Source organism: Delftia sp. PE138, assembly GCF_018320755.1.
In the GTDB taxonomy this organism is placed as follows: Bacteria; Pseudomonadota; Gammaproteobacteria; order Burkholderiales; family Burkholderiaceae_C; genus Comamonas; species Comamonas tsuruhatensis.
Genome location: NZ_JABEPN010000004.1, coordinates 452,892 through 469,790, shown reverse-complemented (window position 1 = coordinate 469,790; position 16,899 = coordinate 452,892). Strand labels below are relative to the sequence as shown.

The following is a 16,899-nucleotide window of genomic DNA, read 5'->3' as shown; positions in this document are numbered from 1 at the left end:
GGCATTCGGCTATCGGGCAGGAGCCACTTTGATGGTGCGGCCCTTGGCCTTGCACTGCGCCAGCAGCAGGTCCACCCAGGCACGCTCGACGAGGATGCTGCTGCCGGTCGTTTCCTGCGCCGTTTCACGAACGTCGGTCGCGAGGTGGATGGCCTTGGCTTCGGCCAAGGCATCTCCGTCCCATTGCGCTTCATCCGGCGATGGTTTGGCGGTGAAGCGGCGCTGCCCCAGATTGGCGATCTGGCCGCCTTCCAGCCAGACCATCCAGACCGATGAGCGCGCAGGGGTTACGGTGCGGTTGTGCTGCTGCACGAAGCAAAAGTGCTGCCTGCTCTGGGCTTTCTGGGTGTTGTTGGCTTCGTCCTTGGCTTGCAGATAGTTGCGAAGGGCCGCAACCGATGCCACGTAGTGAGAGGCCGGGCGCGAGAAGTCGGCGGCCGCGGCGTGTTTTGGTGCGGCATCGGCTGTGTCTGCCGGTGCTGCAGCGACAGCGTGCCAACTTGCGACTGCGAGGAGGGTCAGGCACGCTGCCCGTGCGAGACCGACCGAGACGCTGGCCGGCTTGGCAAGGGCAGGCATTGCGCAATGGCCGTGGTGGCTGGGGGAGCCCAGTCGCTGGAGGGCTTGTTGAAGTTCAGGCATGGGCTTCAGTCCTTCTTGCGCAAGCGGGTATGGGTGTAGAACGTGTTGCCGGACAGGGTCTTGTGTTCGCGGAATTCGGGGCCTGGCTGGGGGGCTTCAGTGGTTTTCCAACCGAAGAGCCCTGTGGATGTGGGGTCCGGGGGCACTGGCGCCTGGGCGATGTCGATGGCGGCCTGCACAAAATCCAGATAGGCCTTGCGCTGCGGGTGAAGGCCGTTGTTGGCGTTCTGGAGATACTTTTGAAGGTTTCCTGCCATTTCGGATGGCAGCGTGGGATACAGGTTGAACCCGTGGAACTGGACCGATCCACGGTCGTTTGCCATGACGATGTCTTTTTCGCTGGTGGCGCCACGTGCCATGAAATCCCCGGGATTCGGGCTCTTGAGGCGGTTTTCGATCACGCGCCGCATCCATTGCATGGAAGTCCGAATGTCTTCAATTCGCCAGCTTGAGCCACCGAGTGCGGGCGAGGTGTTCTCCGCCAGGAACAGCCTTGCCAGCATCCCCTCCGTCGTGCTCTCCGCAGGCAGCGAAATGCTCTTCTCCACCTGCACGGTGATGGCTGCGGGCATGACGCTGAGCCCGCTTCCCTGCACCGCCACGATGCTGAGCTTGGTGAGCCCGGGCTGCTGCGCCACGAAGTCGAATTGCCAGCTGTCGGCGCGGGCGTTGTGTACGGGGGGCTGGGCCGCAAGAATGCTGGGCGCATCGATCCTTGCACCCAGCTTGTAGGTCTTGGCGACGGCCTCGATCTTGACGCGCAGGCGGTTGCCTTCGACCAGCGTCAGCGTGGAAGGAACCGGTGCGTTGTGCGGGAACTTGATCTGTACGGTGGGCATGTGTGCGAGCAGGGAAGTGGTGATTCAGTGGTTCGGTGATTCAGTGGCTCGAGGACTGGGGCCGGGGCCGGGGCGCCGGCCCCGCACGGGCTGGCGGCGCTGGCGCAGCCAGGCTTCGGGGTCCAGGCGGAAGTCGCGCGCGTCCTGTGCGGGCTCGGCATGCGTGAGCCAGGTGGTCCAGCCCAGCTGGGTGCTGCTGCCCAGCCGGGCGGCAGGCACTTCCTGGCGGCGCAGCACCAGCACATAGTCCCAGGCGTATTCGATGCCCAGGTAGTTGCGCACCCAGTCCACCAGGGTCTGGAACAGTGCGGCCTGGGGCAGCAGCTGCCGGTATTGCTCCAGGCCCAGCGGGCCGAGCACCAGGCGGAACTTGCTTTGCGCATCGGGCACGCGCGAGCCCACGACGGCATCCACGCCCAGGCGCGAGTTGCAGGGGCGGCTTTGCAGCCGGGTCTGCTGCCCGGGTTCCAGCTCCAGGTGGTGCAGGCAGTTTTCTTCCAGCCGCACGGGGATCTGGAAGTAGTGCGACAGGGCCTGGCACAGGCCTTCGGGATTGCGTGTCCAGCGGGTCAGGTGGCCGGCCATGAAGCGCTTGGCGTGGTCGGGCACGTCGTCGCGTGCGCGCTGGCTGGGCAGGCCGGTGCCGATGAAGCTGTCTATGTAGCGGCCGAAGGGGTCCTCGCCGGGGCGGTCCAGCGATGCCGTGGGCTGGGCGTCCGACCAGGCGCGAAACAGCAGCAGCAGCATGCGGTGGTGAAAGATGTCTGAAAAACGCGCCAGCGTGGCGTCGTCATGCTGGCGCAGGCGCTCGCGCACGTATTCGGTGATGTGCGTGGGCAGCGGTCCGTTGGGGCCGTAGAGGCCGAAGTTCCAGACCGTCATGCGCTCGGGCTCGCCGGCGCGCGAGGGCAGGATCTCGGCGATGGTGGCGGGCGCGAAGGCCAGCGACGGGTCCTGGCCCAGGCGCAGCGGTTCGTCCTTGGGGCGCGTGGCCTGGCCCAGGCGCGGCAGGCCGGGGTGGCGCGCCTGCAGGTAGCGCAGGCTGTGCATCAGGTCGAACTGGTAGGGCCTTGCGCTCAGGCGCTGCCAGAACAGGCGCGCCCGAGCGTCCTCGGACGCGTTCGCCTGCACGGTGGGCAGCTCCGGGTCCTGATCGGGCACCGGCTGGGCAAGGGGAGCGTGCGCGGCGTTGCTCATATGCCGGGCCGTTGTCCGGGGCGTGGCGCCCAGTGCGCGACGGGGCCGCGCTGGCGAGAGTGCAGCTGCAGCTCGGTGAAGCTGTTGACGCCCACGTGGCGGGCAAAGAACCGCTCCAGCATGTTGGCCAGGGGCCAGGGGCTGACACCGGCCATGGCCGGCTCGTCCACGCTCAGGTGCACGCCCACGCCGCGCCCGTAGACGAGCTGGCGGTGCTGGGGCAGGCGGCGCGTGATGGGCTCGATGCGCATGCCCTGGATGGCGGCGATCTGTCCGGCCAGCTGGTGGTTGCCCAGGTCCAGGTACAGGCGCAGCAGCTCCTGCAGCGTGGCCGCGCCTTCCTCGTCGGACAGGTCGGTCATGGCCAGGTAGTTCAGGCTCAGGTGGGAGATCAGCCGCCAGGTGAGGCCGCCATCGGCCACGGCCGGTATAGGGGCGCTGGGGCCGGCGATGACGCGGGCCCAGTCCACCGGTGCCGACTCCTGAAGGGCAAAGTCGCCGCCCGGCTGGTTGACGCGCATGAGCAGGGGCAGGTCGCGGTTGGTGCACAGGGTATGCATGGACAGCTGCTTGAGCTCGTCGGAGAACGGCGCCTCGCGCTGGTCCACCAGCGAGATGAAGACTTCCGAGCCCAGGTACTGCGTGCGCGGGCCGCTGCGCAGGCTGCGTTCGGAAAACAGCCGGGGCTCGCGCCGCGTGGTGAAGTAGGCCTGCTCGGTGGAGTGCAGGCCGTGAGTGGATGCGTACAGCGGCGCAAATTCACGGTCCTGCGTCTTGCCTTCGTGGTGGCCGGTGACGGCCTGCACGCCGTAGACCTCGAAGTCCAGCGGCCGCATGCGGTCGGCAACGACGTGGTATTCGTGCACGTTGGAGGCCACGTGCAGGCGGTCCGCCGTGTACTCGAACAGGTTGATGGCCGGAATGCAGTGCATCAGCAGCTTGGCCGCGTCGATCTGCGGCTCCAGCGTGGGCGCGGCGCGGCGCAGCAGCAGCGTGATGCCCACGCCGTCGTGGGCAATGCGGCGCATGCTGCGCGACAGGCCGTTGATCGAGAAGAACCGCTGCCGCGCGGGAAACGCGAAGTACTCGTGCAGCAGCCGGTGGCCCTGGAAGGCGCGGTGCGAATAGGGAATCAGGGCCTGTTCGCTGTCATGGCCCTCGGCGCGCAGCGCATCGGGCGGGAGCACGTCCCAGACCTGACGCGGGTCCTGCGGGTGGTGGACCACGATGGCCAGCGTCTGCGTGTGGATGAGCTCCTGCAGATGGGAAGCGACGACGTCGCCCGCATGGATGTACACCCACAGCTGGTCCAGCGCCACCTGCATGCACTGCGAGGCATCCAGCGTGGCCAGCTGCAGCCGCAGGTGGCCGCCGGCCTCGCCCAACTGGGGCACCAGCGCATGGGGCAGGTCCAGCGCCGGGCCGCCCAGGCGGGCCTGGCGTATCTCCAGCGGCCACAGCGTCAGCGGCCCGCCGGTGCGGAAATCGCAGATGGTCTGCTCTTCCTGCACCTTGTGGGTGCGCAGCACGCTGCCCGAGGGCAGGGTGAATCCATCGACCAGGTTGCCTTCCTTGGCACTGGGCTTGAGCTGGACCACCACCATGGATGGCGTGGGCGCCAGGTAATGGGGGCAGACCATTTCCAGCATGCGCTGGGACAGGCGCGGGAACTCCGCGTCCATCTTCAGCTGGATGCGTGCGCTCAGAAAGCTGAAGCCCTCCAGCAGGCGCTCCACATAGGGGTCGGCCACATCGGTGTCGTGCAGCGAAAGACGGCCCGCGACCTTGGGAAAGGCGGCAGCGAACTCGGCGCCCAGCTCGCGCAGATAGGCCAGTTCGCGGTTGTAGTACTCGACGAGGCGGGGATTCATGGTGTGTGTGGCGGCGTCCGGGCTCAGGCCCTGAGGTTTTGCAGCGAGACCTGGCCGGTCTCCAGGTCCAGGCTGGTCTTGAGCAACAGCTCCAGCGGATAGGGCATGGACCAGAACTGGCAGCGGATCTCGAACTGCAGCGTGTTGTGGTGGTTGAGCTGCTCGGTGGAGGCCAGCAGCGTCACGGCCAGCGTCTTGGGCAGGATGCGCGGCTCGAAGGCCAGGATGCTTTCGCGGATGCTGCGTTCCACATGGCCCCAGTCCAGCTCGGACAGCAGCTGGCCGGCCAGCGGCGGCATGCCGTAGTTGATGACCGAGCGCTGCACATGCTCCAGCCCCTCCATCTCCACGTGGTCCCAGGCATCACGCGCATTGAGCAGCCAGCCCAGGTCGCGCAGCAGGGCCTCGCGCAGGCGGGATTCGTTCACGAAGACCGCATCGGGCCGCTCGGTGCGCAGATGGGGCTCATGGTCGGTCAGCCGGTCCAGCAGGGCGGGCTGCAGCCGGTCCTTGGCTGCTGTCGCCTGGTTCTGGCGCGTGCGCAGCGTGGGCATGGGGTTGAGGGGACTGGGGCGCATGGCTTGTTTCTTCAGGAACCGGCCGGCCGGGCAGCCGCCAGGGGGTTCACGGGCTCCTTCGCCTTCAACGCCGGGTCTTGGCGGCAGGCGGAAAGAGGGCGCGAACGGGCAGAGAAGATCTGAACGATCTGCTCCTTTTCATCGGTGGACACCTTCATGCAGGCGCAGCCATAGCCGTGGCTGCCATGGCCGGTACGCACCCAGTCACGGTTTGCAAAGCGGGGCCAGTCGCCCTGGACCTGATGGCCGCCCTGCACGCCAACGGTCCATTCGGTATCGCGATCGGTCAACGAGGCATTGGCGGGCGTGGGGTTGTCGAACCAGCCGCAGCGCAGGGCATTGGCCGGGCCGTGGCTGGAGGCCGATGCAGGCCACGGGCCCAGACACAGCAAGGCAGCCAGCAGCAAGAACGGGCAGCGCAGGGCTTGCGGGGACGCGGGGGCGACTGTTCCGTGCATGGCCTGCTCCGTCATCGCGTGGCGGTGTCCAGCGCCAGCTGGCGCACCTGCAGCATGGGAAAGTCCTCGGAGTCGGTGACCCAGGTGCGCTGGCCGTGGCCGGCCACGTGGCCCGAGGATTCGTCAGGATCGGAGGAGCCTGTGTCCAGCGGGCTCCACTGCGTGCGGCGCGACATGCGGACGGCGTCGTCATCGCCGGGCGCCAGCGGATAGCGCGCAGGCATGAAGCCCTGCAGCGCGCCGCCCTCGCGCAGCGTGACCTCGCAGGGCAGCCAGATCAGGTCGCGCAGGTCCTGCACGGGCTCGAAGCCGATCTGTGCAATGGCGTCGAAGGGCAGCCAGTAGTAGCTGCCGTGCGCCAGCAGCTCGCAGACGGGGCCGAGGCGGGTATCGCTGTCGGCCAGCCATTCGAAGCGGTGCTCGCCCATGTGGCCTGCGGTGGCGGGCGCCTCGTCCAGGGCGCGGGCGCGCAGGTCCTGGGCAGCTGCTCCTTCATGGGCCAGGGCGTCGATCAGGCAGGCCAGCCATTGCGCGGGCTCGCCCATGAGAAAGGGCTTCTTCTTGCCGGCGAAGACCTCGGCGCGCAGCACTTCGCAGCGGATGGCCTCGCGGTAGGCGCGCGCCATGGGCTCGCACGACGGGTCGAGCTGGGCGCACAGCTGCAGCTGCTCCAGCGCCTTTTGCCATTCGCCCAGCACGCACAGCAGCTGGAAGTAGTAGACGCGCAGGGGCGCCGAGGCCGGGGCCTGGCGGATCTGGTCCTTCAGGGCCTTGAGTTGCTCGTCCAGGGAAAGCTGTGAGGTGAAGCTGGGCAGGGGCATGGTGAAAACGCAGGAAAAAGAGAGGGGCGGGGTGCGGCTGCGCCCCGGTCAGTCGTCGTAGGAGCGGCAGCCCCAGCGCACGGCGTAGGGCGCCTCGCCGGCCACATGGCCGATGACGATGCGCGGTGGCGTCTCGTCCAGGCCCTTTCTGAGCGGCATGGCGCGCGTGTACTGGGCGGGCAGCTCGCCAAAGCCTTCAAGATCCCAGCGGCTGCGCGCCTGCGGCCGGGCCTTGGTGCGCTGGACCAGCGCCTGCAGGCTGCCCGTGGCGCGCGCCGCGACAATGCTGCCGCTGCCGCCGCGCACGGTGATGGAGGACACCTGCGTGCCATCGATCTCCAGCGGCGTGGCAAACAGGTAGAGCAGGTCCAGGCTTTCGCCGGGTGCGCGGTCCACCACGGTCACGCCCTGTGCGCGCAGGCGCTGGGCCAGCGCTTCGTCGCGGCCATCGGGAAACTCGATGCGGCAATGCAGGGCGTCGGTGAACAGGGTGGTGATGTCCGCTGCCGTGGCGGGGGCGGCCTGCACCGTGGCGCAGGCCGTGCCGGCCAGCAGCAGGGTGAAGAAGGTTTTGGAACAGGCGTTCATGGCGTGGCTCAATGGGCGCATCAGGCGCATCAGGGATGGCGGTAGATCTTGAAAGCGGGCTTGTGGGTGCGGTAGCCGGGGCCTGCCCAGAAGCCGTTCTGCTTGAAGTCCGAGATCCAGACGCTTCCGTCGAACATCTGCATGTGGCCGGCGGGCGATGAGGTGAAGCCCTGCATCACGGCCACATCGCCTTTCTTGTAGCCACCTTCGGGCATGGCGTCGTAGCGTGTGAAGCCGGCGGCCACCAGGCTGGTGCCGTAGTCCTTGGCATCGCGCGTGCGCTGCAGTGCGATGCCGCCAGCGCCGATCGCATCGCGCACATAGCGCGCGCAGTAGCCGGCGGAACTGGCGCGGGCATTGGTCTGCAGGGTGGCGACGGCGTTGTCTACATTCCAGGGCATGAAAAGCCTCTCTGAATTGGGTCCTGGAGGGGAAAGCTTCTCCAGGCCTGTTTCTTGTTATGGGGCCTGGCCCTGGTGCGAGCGTGTCGGCACCAGGAGCCAGGTGGGCGGACAGTCTTACTTCGCGCCCTGCTTCACGGAAGGCAGCTTGGACACCAGGCGCAGCGACACCGTCAGGCCTTCCAGCTGGTAGTGGGGGCGCAGGAAGAACTTGGAGGTGTAGTAGCCGGGGTTGCCCTCGACTTCCTGCACCTGCACCTCGGCGGCGGCCAGGGGCTTGCGGGCCTTGGTTTCCTGCGAGGAGTTGGCCGGGTCGCCGTCCACGTAGTTCATGATCCAGTCGTTGAGCCAGCGCTCCATGTCGGTGCGCTCGCGGAAGGAGCCGATCTTGTCGCGCACGATGCACTTGAGGTAGTGCGCGAAGCGGCAGCAGGCGAACATGTAGGGCAGGCGCGCCGACAGGTTGGCATTGGCCGTGGCGTCGGAGTCGTAGTACTCGGCGGGCTTGGCCAGCGACTGGGCGCCGATGAAGGCGGCCACGTCCGAGTTCTTGCGGTGCACCAGGGGCATGAAGCCGTTCTTGGCGAGCTCGGCCTCGCGGCGGTCGCTGATGGCGATTTCCGTGGGGCACTTCATGTCCACGCCACCATCGTCGGTGGGGAAGGTGTGGGCCGGCAGGTTGTCCACCGCGCCGCCCGATTCCACGCCGCGGATGGAGGTGCACCAGCCGTAGTACTTGAACGAGCGGTTGATGTTGACCGCCATGGCGTAGGCCGAGTTGGCCCAGCAGTACTTGCCGTGGTCGCCGCTGTCGGTTTCTTCCTCGAAATCGAATTCATCGACCGGGTTGGTGCGCGCGCCGTAGGGCAGGCGTGCCAGGAAGCGGGGCATGGCCAGGCCGATGTACTTGGCGTCGTCGGACTCGCGCAGGCTGCGCCAGGCGGCGTACTCGGTGTTGGTGAAGATCTTGGTCAGGTCGCGCGGGTTGGCCAGCTCCTGCCAGGATTCCATCTGCATGATGGCGGGCGCCGCGCCCGAGATGAAGGGGCAGTGGGCCGCGGCGGCCACCTTGGCCATTTCACCGAGCAGCTCCACGTCCGGCGGGCTGTGGTCGAAGTGATAGTCGCCCACCAGGCAGCCGAAGGGCTCGCCGCCGAACTGGCCGTACTCCTCTTCGTACACCTTCTTGAAGACGGGGCTCTGGTCCCAGCCCACGCCCTTGAAGCGGCGCATGTTGCGGTGCAGCTCCTTCTTGGAGATGTTCATGACGCGGATCTTGAGCATCTCGTCCACCTCGGTGTTGGTCACTAGGTGGTGCAGGCCGCGCCAGGCGCCTTCGAGCTTCTGGTAGTCGTCGTGGTGGATGATGCGGTTGATCTGCTCGGACAGCTTGCGGTCGATCTCGGCAATGATGGCCTGCACCGTCTGGTAGGCATCGTTGGACAGCGTGATCGCCGAGCCCAGGGCCTGCTGGGCCAGCGTCTGCACGGCCGCTTCCACGGCTTCGCGGGCCTGCTCGGTCTTGGGCTTGAATTCCTTTTGCAGCAGGCTGCCGAATTCGCTGCCGGCCAGCGCCTGGGTCGATTGTTCGAGTTGGGTTGCGGTATTCATGACGTGCTTGCCTTCCTGATGTGCTGCCTCAAGCCTCGGATGCAGGGCCCGAGGCCTGCGGGGCAGTGATATTGGGCGTGGCGGCCAGCGACTTGAGCAGCGCAGGGTCCTTGAGCACCTTGCCGATCAGCTCCTCGGCGCCCTGCTTGCCGTCCATGTAGGACAGCAGGTTGTGCAGCTGGGTGCGTGCCTCCAGCAGCGAGTTGAGCGCGCCCACGCGCCGCGCGATGGCGGCGGGGGAGAAGTCCTCCATGCTCTCGAAGCTCAGGTCGATGTTGAGCTTGCCCTCGCCCGTCAGCGTGTTGTCCACCTGGAAGGCGACGCGGGGCTTGATGGACTTCATGCGCGCATCGAAGTTGTCGATGTCGATTTCCAGGAACTTGCGGTCGGCGATCTCGGGCAGCGGATCGACGGGCTTGCCCGACAGATCGGCCAGCACGCCCATCACGAAGGGGATCTGCACCTTCTTTTCCGAACCGTAGATCTCGACGTCGTACTCGATCTGCACGCGCGGCGCACGGTTGCGCGCGATGAATTTCTGACCACTCTTGCCGGTTTTGGTGAGCGACATGCGGGTGTTCCTTTCAAGAAAAAAATAGGTCGCAGAAGTAAAAAGCCTGGAGTCCCGCCTTGCGGCGGACCGAAGGGCTGAGGGCGCAAGAGGCCGTGTGGAAACAGGTGGACGGGGTGGGGGTCATGGGGCAGCCGGCTCCTTGAAAGCGAAGTCCGGGTCCAGCAGATCCGTGCATTCCTCGCAGTAGAGGTAGGCGATGGAGCGCTTGTTCTCCGTCGTCCCCCAGCCGGTGCCGCTGTCGATGGTCAGATTGACCTGGCGGCCGCCCTTGAAGCGCACGACGGCACGGGCACTGCAGCTACCGGTTTCATAGGCATGCGCGTAATTGAACTGGCTGCTGGACTTGGCGTGGCGCAGGAAGTAGCGCGCGCGCTTTTCGTCAATGCGCAGTGAATCGCAATGGATGCGGGGGTCTTCGCTTTTGGCGGTGCCGTCGCGGATCGTGATGCGCTCGATGGCGTTTGCATGCCGTGCACCGGCATCTGCGAAGGCTGGCGTCGAGAGACCCACGCCCAGGGCCATGAAACAGCATTTGGCCTTCATGTCTGCTGCTCCTGCAGGTGGGCGCCCGTGATCACTTCCACCTGGGCCAGGCTGTCGGGCGACAGTTCGCGCAGGATGTCCATGAAGCCCATGCGCATGAAGCGGGCGGCGCGGCGGATGAGCAGGGGGGCGGGGTTGGAGGGCTCGGTGCGCTCCACGAAGGCGGCGATTTCCAGCAACTGGGCAATCGCCTGTTCGCGGTTGCGTGCCGGGGTGTGGGGGGTGCCGGGCGCGGGCTGGGATGCCAGGCCGTCCCCGGTGCCGGCCTGTGCGGCCGGATCGGTTTCAGCGGCCGTGTCGGCGTCGCCTGTGGACTGGGGCAGCCATTGACCGAGGGCCAGCAGCAGCTGGCGCAGGCCGTCGAGCTCGGGCTGCTGGTGGCTGGGCAGGTGCTGTTCGCAGCAGGCGCGGATCCGGTCGAGTTCCTGCAGCGCGGGGGTGACGGCCAGCAGGGTTTCGTGGCCCTCGGCATGTGCGCGGGCCGAGGCCATGCGCAGCTCGTCGGCGGTCAGGTGCGGCAGGTCCTCGGGCACGTTGCCCCTGGCCATCAGTTCGGCGTCGCGCACGCTGATCTGGCCCAGGGCGCCGCGCAGGAAGTCGGCGTTGCGCAGGTCGCGCACAAAGCCCGTCACGTCCGACAGGGTGCCCAGGGCGTTCATGCGCATGAAGTAGTCGTCGCCGTCCTCGGGCAGGGGGTGGACATGCTCCCAGTGGCGCTCCAGCAGGGCGGCGCACAGCTGCAGGCCCTGCAGCGTGCCGGGCAGGCCGTGCAGGATGGTCCAGGCACGGCACAGCAGCACGGCCACGCGCAGGTCCTTGGTGCGCTGCATCAGGGCCGAGGCCTGGCGCTCCACGTCGCGCCAGTCCGGTGGTTCGGCGGGGATGACGGTGTCGCCGAACTGCTGTTCGACCTTGCCCTGCGCAGCGCTTTCCATGGACTGGAAGTCGTTGTCATAGGTGAGGTCCGGGCCGCAGGGGGGCTCGGCGGATGTCTCGGTCAGCAGGTCCTGGATATTGGCCATGGGCGGGATTCGATGTGGCTTGGGGTTTGGTGTGCAGGGGCCGTGCGCTCTGTGCGGGTTCAGGCGCCCTTGAACAGCCGGGTGAACAGGCGGCGGTGCAGCACTTCGTGCTGGACCACTTCGTCAGGGGCGTGGCGCGGCGTGGCCGAGATCCACCAGACGGAGGTGGTGGAACCGGCGCGCATGCAGGCGCGCCAGTCCATGCGCGGCAGGCGCGCGGCGTTGCCTTGCGAGGCGCCCATGTCAAGGTCCGCCAGCAGGCTGTGGATGGAGGTGCTGTCCGGCGCGCTGCGCTCCTGCTGGAACGGCCATTGCAGGGTGCCCAGCCGCTCGTCGAGCTGCTGGGCCGACAGGGGCAGGCGTCGCGCGTCGATGAGCGCATCGCGTGCGCCGCTCAGAAAGCGTTCGATGTCCTGGTCCGACGCCGGTATGCCGGAGCTGCCGTCCACCGTGGCCATGATGGCCAGCGGAAAGAGCCTGCCGATGCGGTCGGAGCTGGGGCCGATCACGCCCACCATGGACTGGCCCAGGATGGAGGCAGGGCACAGGAAGAACCACAGCGGCGAGTGCACGAAGCGCGTGGACCAGCCATCGGCCGCATCGCTGCGCAACTGGTCCATGCCGTTGCGCAGCCATTCGTCCCAGCGCATGGTCAGTGCGTGGGGCATGCGCCGGCCGACGAAATCGCCCTGGCTGGGCAGCTTGCCCCACCAGGCGGCGCATGGCCGCTGGACAGTCATGGCGTTCACAGCCGGTCCGGACATTCGAATTCCTCCATGGCCTTGAGCCGGAATGGGTTGAGGACGCTGCTGGTGGTGACTTCCATGCGCAGCTTGCGCCCGTCGATGGTGAAGATGGCCGTGAAGCGCTCGGGCGAGTTGCCCGGCAGGATCTGGGCGCGGTCGAACAGGCGGTGCAGGGCCCAGGGGCCTTCGGTCACGATGCCGGTGTTCTGCGCGCCGGCCGCAGTGATCTGCAGCCGGGCCTGGCCTGTGCCGCGCGTGCCGGGCCAGGAGACGGCCTTGGGGATTTGCGGGCCGTGCTGGTAGCGCACGATCTCGCCGTCCACGTCCAGCACCATCTGGGAGATGGAGGCGTCCATGTCCAGCGGCTTGATCTCCAGCCGGATGCCGGGCGTGTTGCCGCCTGCGCGGAAGAACACGTCGCGGATGGAGGCCGCGCGCTGGAAGGCGGCCAGCGAGGCAGAGCCCCCCACCGGCGTGCCGTCCACACCCTGCTTGAAGGTCCAGGGCACGGTGGAGATGTCCACCATGGTCTGCAGCTGGGTGCGGAAGAACTCGTCCATGGTGCCGCCGGTGGCGAACAGGCGGGCGAAGTCGTCCGTGGTCACGTCGCGCGTGGCGCTGCGCGTGAAGGGGTAGCGGCCCAGGATGGCTCGGCGGCAGAAGTCGCCGATGGTGGCGTTGAGGTTGCCGCCCAGCGTGCTGCGCACGCTGCTTCCCACGAAGGACGAGGTGGAGGTGGCCAGGGCCTCGTACATGCTGTTGAGCGGAGGCGGCACGCGCTTGGCCTCCGAGCGCACCTTCTCCAGCGTGCCGCTCAGCGAGGGAGGCACGCCGCCGCCCTGGATCACCTGCTGGCGCGCCGAGGCGATGACGGCCGCCGCCTCGTTGAGCACCTGCAGGCTGGCGGTGATGGGCGCCGGGCCCGAGCCGTTGCTGGTGGCAAGGCGCCGGTATTCGCGGAAGCGGAAGTCCACGATGTCGGCCTCCAGCGTGCCGGTGGCCAGCATGCCGCCCACGTTCAGCGGCTTGCCGGTCAGGCGGCTGAGCTGTTGCTGTTCCTCGCGGATGCGCTGCAGTTTCTCGCCCAGCCAGCTGCTGGTGCTGCCCGAGCTGCCGCCTTCCTGCTGGTCCGGGCGGCGGGCCAGCGTGGTCTCGCGGGCCACGGCGCGGATGAACTGCTCCAGGCTGGAGTTGGCGGACGAGTACAGGCGGGCCTGCTCGCCGGCCTGCTCCAGCGAGGCCGTGCGTATGGGGCGGATGTCGGCCAGGAAGGTTTCCCACAGGCGCGCGTACTCCATCAGGTACAGGCGCTTGACCTCGTTGGCCAGCTGGCCCGTGAGCACTTCCTGGGCCACGCTGCGCCGGCCTTCGGCCTGGCCCAGCACCCAGGTTTCCTCCTTGGCCAGCAAGGTGGTGACCTTGGGCAGCTCGTGCAGGAAGAGGCCGTGGTAGCCGTCATAGGTGAACAGGCCGCTGATGCCCTGGGTGAGCGGCTTGCCGCTGGCACGCGCAAAGACCTGGGGCGCCTCGGGTCCGCTGGCACGCACCACGCTGAAGTCGGGCGGCAGCTTGTCGCCGGTGTTCAGCAGCTGCTTGAGGCGGCTGTAGGCACGCTGGGCGGGCGACATCTGGGCCAGGCGCTGGCGCACTTCGGCGACCAGGTTGGCGTCGATGGGCTGGGCGGAGACCACCACGCGGCCGTCGATGAGGCGGTCCAGGTGCTCGGACAGCTGGTCCACCAGGCCGGCCTGCACCAGATGCTGGGGCAGGGTGTTTTCCCAATCGCTGCGCAGCCAGGCCTTGACGAAGGTGGCGTCGAAGTGGTCGGGCTCGTAGAGCATGAGATAGGCCTTGAGCGTTTCGTAGCTGGCCTCGGGGCTGCCGGTGCTGACCTGGCGCAGCGAGCGCGCGACATGGCTGCTCAGGCGCGGCAGCCAGGCGTCTTCCAGCAGGCGCAGGTAGGTGGCGTGGGCGGCCGTCTGCACCTTGGGCACCTGCAGCAGGCCCCAGCGCCAGCCCAGCGGGGCTGATTCCTCGAAGCGGCTGCTCTGCGCCACGCGCGCCGCGTGGTTGAGCATGGGCACCAGGGCGACCACGTTGTCGGGATCGGTGGCCTTGGATTCCTCCACGGCCTGGCGCAGCGTGCCGGCGTTGTCGGCCACTTCGTTCAGGTAGCGCTGGTTGTTCTCGTAGCTCAGCGTCCAGGCCAGGGCCGCGCCGCCCAGGGCCAGCAGCAGGGCGCACAGGCCGGCGGCCTGCATCAGGCGCAGCTGGCGCTCTTTCTTGGCGTTGCGCCCGGTCAGGCCGGACTCGTTGAACATCACGTCCTTGAACAGCGACTCCAGGAAGTAGCTGCGGCCCTGCTGGGGCACGGCATCGGCCGGCAGGCGGCCGCGCAGCGCAAAGCGGCGCGACAGGGCCGACATCACGCGGTCAAAGGGCATGCCCTCCTGCGTTCCGCTGGTGAAGTAGACGCCGCGCAGCAGCGGCTTTTCCTTGAAGCGCGAGGCGGAGAACGCCGCATCCAGCGTGTCGCGCACCACGTCCTTGAGGCCGGCAAACTGCTGGGGCAGTGCGTAGAGCAGGCTGCGGCGCGCAAGATCGGGCTCGGTCATCAGCCGCTGGGGCAGCAGGCGGTTGATCTGGGCGACCAGGGCGTCGAACTCCTGCATGTACAGGGCACTGGCCGCCTGCGGGTCGCTGGCGGGCGAGCGCTGGGTCTTTTCGTCATAGGGATAGGTGAAGCCCCAGACCTGAGCGCGCTCCTCGCGGCTCATGGCCCCGAAGAACTCGTTGAAGCCCGCCAGCAGGTCGCTCTTGGTGACCAGCACGTAGACGGGAAAGCGGATGGTCAGCTCCTCGCACAGCTCGCTCAGGCGCAGGCCGATCAGCTGGGCCAGCTGGGCACGCTCGGTATCGCTGCTGCTGAGCAGCTCCTGCACGCTGAGCGTGACGATGACGCCGTTGACCGGCTGGCGTCCGCGAAAGCGCCTGAGCAGCTGCATGAAGCCCTTCCAGGCAGCCTTGTCCTGCTCCGCATCGCTTTCCTGGGTGGTGTAGCGGCCGGCCGTGTCCAGCAGCACGGCCTGGTCGGTGAACCACCAGTCGCAGTTGCGCGTGCCGCCCATGCCGGGGATGGCGCGCTTGCCGAACTGGGCCGCCAGCGGGAAGTCCAGCCCCGAGTTGATCAGGGCCGTGGTCTTGCCCGAACCCGGCGAGCCGATGATCAGGTACCAGGGCAGCTGGTAGATGTAGCGCTTGTTCCAGCGCCCGAACAGGCCGCCTTCGGTCTGGCCGAAGCGGGTCTTGCTCAGCGTGTCCAGGGCTTCCTTGAAGCGGGACTCCAGCTCGGCCACTTCCTCGGAGCCGGCAGCGGGCGTGCCGTCCGCCTCGCGCGGCGAGGTCAGGCGGGACAGGCCGGTCATGAGGTGCTCGTTCATGCGCTGTGCGCGCCACCATTTCAGCAGCAGGCGCAGGAACCAGAGGATGAACAGGCCGGCGATCAACCACCAGCGCACGGTGGGGCTGCCCAGTGGCTGGTAGGGCTGGATGAAGACGAGGGGGCCGACGAACCAGATGAGCAGGCTCAGGGCCACCAGGCCCAGAAGCTCCAGCATGTAGCGGTTGAACAGCCATGAGGCGATGCGACGGATCATGGGGGTCAGTTCCTGGTCTCGGGTGCGGCAGGCAGGGCCTGCAGTTGCTGGTCACGCTGCTGGGGCGCGACCAGCAGGACGATTTCCACCCGCCGGTTCAGCGCCCGGCCTTCGGCCGTGTTGTTGGGGGCGACGGGGTCGCTGTCGGCACGGCCCTCGGCATGCAGGCGCTGGCGGTCGCGCAGCGAGCCGCCCAGCATCTGGGACACGGCCTGGGCGCGCTCCTGCGACAGGTTCCAGTTGGAGGGGAAGCGTGCCGTGCGGATGGGCAGGTTGTCGGTGTAGCCATTGACGATGACCTTGCCCGGCACTTCGTCCAGCGCCGCGGCCACGCGGTGGATGACCTGCACGTAGCGGGGCTTGACGACGGTGGCAGCCGGGTCGAACAGGCCGTCGCCGCGCAGGATGACGGTGCTGCGGTCGGCTTCGTCGCGCACGCTGACCAGGCCTTCGCGGATTTCGGGCTCCAGGAACTGGCGCAGCCGCGGCTTGATGGTGGCCACGGTGGCAGCCGCCGAGGTGCGCGGGAACCGGATCTCGTTGATGGCGGCGAACAGATCATCCGAGCTGTTGGACAGCCGGTAGCTGAACCACAGGTAGATGAAGAACGCCAGCAGCAGCGTGATGGCTGCCGCCACCCACAGCGGCACCATGGCCCAGGGCGGCGAGGCCAGGCGCTGCACGCCGCGCCAGTGCACGGACAGCAGGCTGCTGCGGTCGCCGCGCGTCGATTCGATGAGCTGCAGCAGGCGCGCCTTGAGCGTCTCCAGCTGGGCGCGGCCGTTGTCGATCACGCGGTAGCGGCCTTCGAAGCCCAGCATCACGCAGTAGTACAGCAGCTCGATGAGGTCGATGTGCTGGTGCGGCGTCTGCACCAGCCGGGCCAGCAACTGGAAGAACTTCTCGCCGCCCCAGGTTTCGTTGTGCAGGGCCACGAGCAGGCTGTAGTGAGGCCAGATACCTGCGCTTCCCCAGGGCGTCTGGGCGGCGGTTTCGTCGAGCACGGTGCAGATGCAGTAGCGTGCGCCGATGATGGTTTCCATGGGCACGCCGCTGGCGCCGGCACGCTGCTCGAACTCGCGTATGTGTTCGAGCAGCAGCTGCTGCAGCGCGCGCGGGTCTTCGTTGGTGACCATGGCGCGGATCTGGGGGATGAGGTTCAGCAGCTGGTTGGCGGCGGCCACCAGCGGGTTGCCGCCGCTGACCACGTCGGGCAGGTTGGAGCGCAGCGGCTCCTGGCCGGCAGGCGCGGTTGCGCCGCTGGCTGCGCCTTCGGCTCGGCCCGCGTCGCCGTCTCTCCCCCAGGGCATTTGGTGGCTGATGTTGGAACTGTTCATGTCGGAAGATGCGTC

General features: G+C 67.8%; 16 protein-coding genes. All 16 read right to left on the bottom strand.

The window, feature by feature from the left end:
* Nucleotides 1-9: 9 nt before the first annotated feature.
* Complete coding sequence (locus HFGMBDPB_RS17085; RefSeq protein ID WP_016446996.1) at nucleotides 10-642, bottom strand: hypothetical protein; 633 nt, start codon at nucleotides 640-642, stop codon at nucleotides 10-12.
* A 5-nt stretch (nucleotides 643-647) separates the two neighbouring features.
* Nucleotides 648-1,481: a hypothetical protein gene (locus tag HFGMBDPB_RS17080; protein WP_016446995.1), complete on the bottom strand. Its 834-nt coding sequence runs from the start codon at nucleotides 1,479-1,481 to the stop codon at nucleotides 648-650.
* A 24-nt stretch (nucleotides 1,482-1,505) separates the two neighbouring features.
* Nucleotides 1,506-2,678 (bottom strand): type VI secretion system baseplate subunit TssG, encoded by a 1,173-nt coding sequence (tssG, locus tag HFGMBDPB_RS17075; protein WP_212645856.1) that lies wholly within the window; start codon nucleotides 2,676-2,678, stop codon nucleotides 1,506-1,508.
* The gene (tssF, locus tag HFGMBDPB_RS17070; protein ID WP_016446993.1) at nucleotides 2,675-4,549 is read right to left on the bottom strand and encodes a type VI secretion system baseplate subunit TssF; all 1,875 of its coding nucleotides are present in this window, start codon (nucleotides 4,547-4,549) and stop codon (nucleotides 2,675-2,677) included. The genes tssG and tssF overlap by 4 nt, the downstream gene beginning before the upstream one ends.
* Before the next feature lie 23 nt (nucleotides 4,550-4,572).
* A complete protein-coding gene (gene tssE, locus HFGMBDPB_RS17065) occupies nucleotides 4,573-5,127 on the bottom strand; it encodes a type VI secretion system baseplate subunit TssE (RefSeq protein ID WP_016453373.1) in 555 nt (184 codons plus the stop codon).
* 11 nt (nucleotides 5,128-5,138) lie between these two features.
* Complete coding sequence (locus HFGMBDPB_RS17060; RefSeq protein WP_212645855.1) at nucleotides 5,139-5,585, bottom strand: DUF4087 domain-containing protein; 447 nt, start codon at nucleotides 5,583-5,585, stop codon at nucleotides 5,139-5,141.
* Nucleotides 5,586-5,596: 11 nt separating this feature from the next.
* Nucleotides 5,597-6,406 carry a type VI secretion system accessory protein TagJ gene (locus HFGMBDPB_RS17055; RefSeq protein WP_212645854.1) on the bottom strand — a complete coding sequence of 270 codons (810 nt, stop codon included), beginning with the start codon at nucleotides 6,404-6,406 and terminating at the stop codon, nucleotides 5,597-5,599.
* A gap of 48 nt (nucleotides 6,407-6,454) precedes the next feature.
* Nucleotides 6,455-6,994 carry a hypothetical protein gene (locus HFGMBDPB_RS17050; protein ID WP_249343485.1) on the bottom strand — a complete coding sequence of 180 codons (540 nt, stop codon included), beginning with the start codon at nucleotides 6,992-6,994 and terminating at the stop codon, nucleotides 6,455-6,457.
* A 29-nt stretch (nucleotides 6,995-7,023) separates the two neighbouring features.
* The gene (locus HFGMBDPB_RS17045) at nucleotides 7,024-7,395 is read right to left on the bottom strand and encodes a hypothetical protein (RefSeq protein WP_013802359.1); all 372 of its coding nucleotides are present in this window, start codon (nucleotides 7,393-7,395) and stop codon (nucleotides 7,024-7,026) included.
* Between the two features lie 117 nt (nucleotides 7,396-7,512).
* Nucleotides 7,513-9,006, bottom strand: a complete 1,494-nt coding sequence (tssC, locus tag HFGMBDPB_RS17040; protein ID WP_016446990.1) for a type VI secretion system contractile sheath large subunit — start codon at nucleotides 9,004-9,006, stop codon at nucleotides 7,513-7,515.
* 28 nt (nucleotides 9,007-9,034) lie between these two features.
* Nucleotides 9,035-9,577 carry a type VI secretion system contractile sheath small subunit gene (tssB, locus tag HFGMBDPB_RS17035; protein ID WP_212645852.1) on the bottom strand — a complete coding sequence of 181 codons (543 nt, stop codon included), beginning with the start codon at nucleotides 9,575-9,577 and terminating at the stop codon, nucleotides 9,035-9,037.
* Nucleotides 9,578-9,700: 123 nt separating this feature from the next.
* Complete coding sequence (locus HFGMBDPB_RS17030; RefSeq protein WP_016446989.1) at nucleotides 9,701-10,123, bottom strand: hypothetical protein; 423 nt, start codon at nucleotides 10,121-10,123, stop codon at nucleotides 9,701-9,703.
* Nucleotides 10,120-11,145, bottom strand: a complete 1,026-nt coding sequence (gene tssA / locus HFGMBDPB_RS17025; RefSeq protein WP_017405326.1) for a type VI secretion system protein TssA — start codon at nucleotides 11,143-11,145, stop codon at nucleotides 10,120-10,122. Before tssA ends, HFGMBDPB_RS17030 begins: the two co-directional genes overlap by 4 nt.
* Nucleotides 11,146-11,204: 59 nt before the next feature.
* Nucleotides 11,205-11,909 (bottom strand): type VI secretion system-associated protein TagF, encoded by a 705-nt coding sequence (tagF, locus tag HFGMBDPB_RS17020; protein ID WP_212645851.1) that lies wholly within the window; start codon nucleotides 11,907-11,909, stop codon nucleotides 11,205-11,207.
* Complete coding sequence (tssM, locus tag HFGMBDPB_RS17015) at nucleotides 11,891-15,547, bottom strand: type VI secretion system membrane subunit TssM (RefSeq protein ID WP_212645850.1); 3,657 nt, start codon at nucleotides 15,545-15,547, stop codon at nucleotides 11,891-11,893. The genes tagF and tssM overlap by 19 nt, the downstream gene beginning before the upstream one ends.
* 5 nt (nucleotides 15,548-15,552) lie before the next feature.
* Entirely contained in the window at nucleotides 15,553-16,884 is a 1,332-nt protein-coding gene (locus tag HFGMBDPB_RS17010) for a DotU family type VI secretion system protein (protein ID WP_043790650.1), read from the bottom strand.
* Nucleotides 16,885-16,899: the final 15 nt, after the last annotated feature.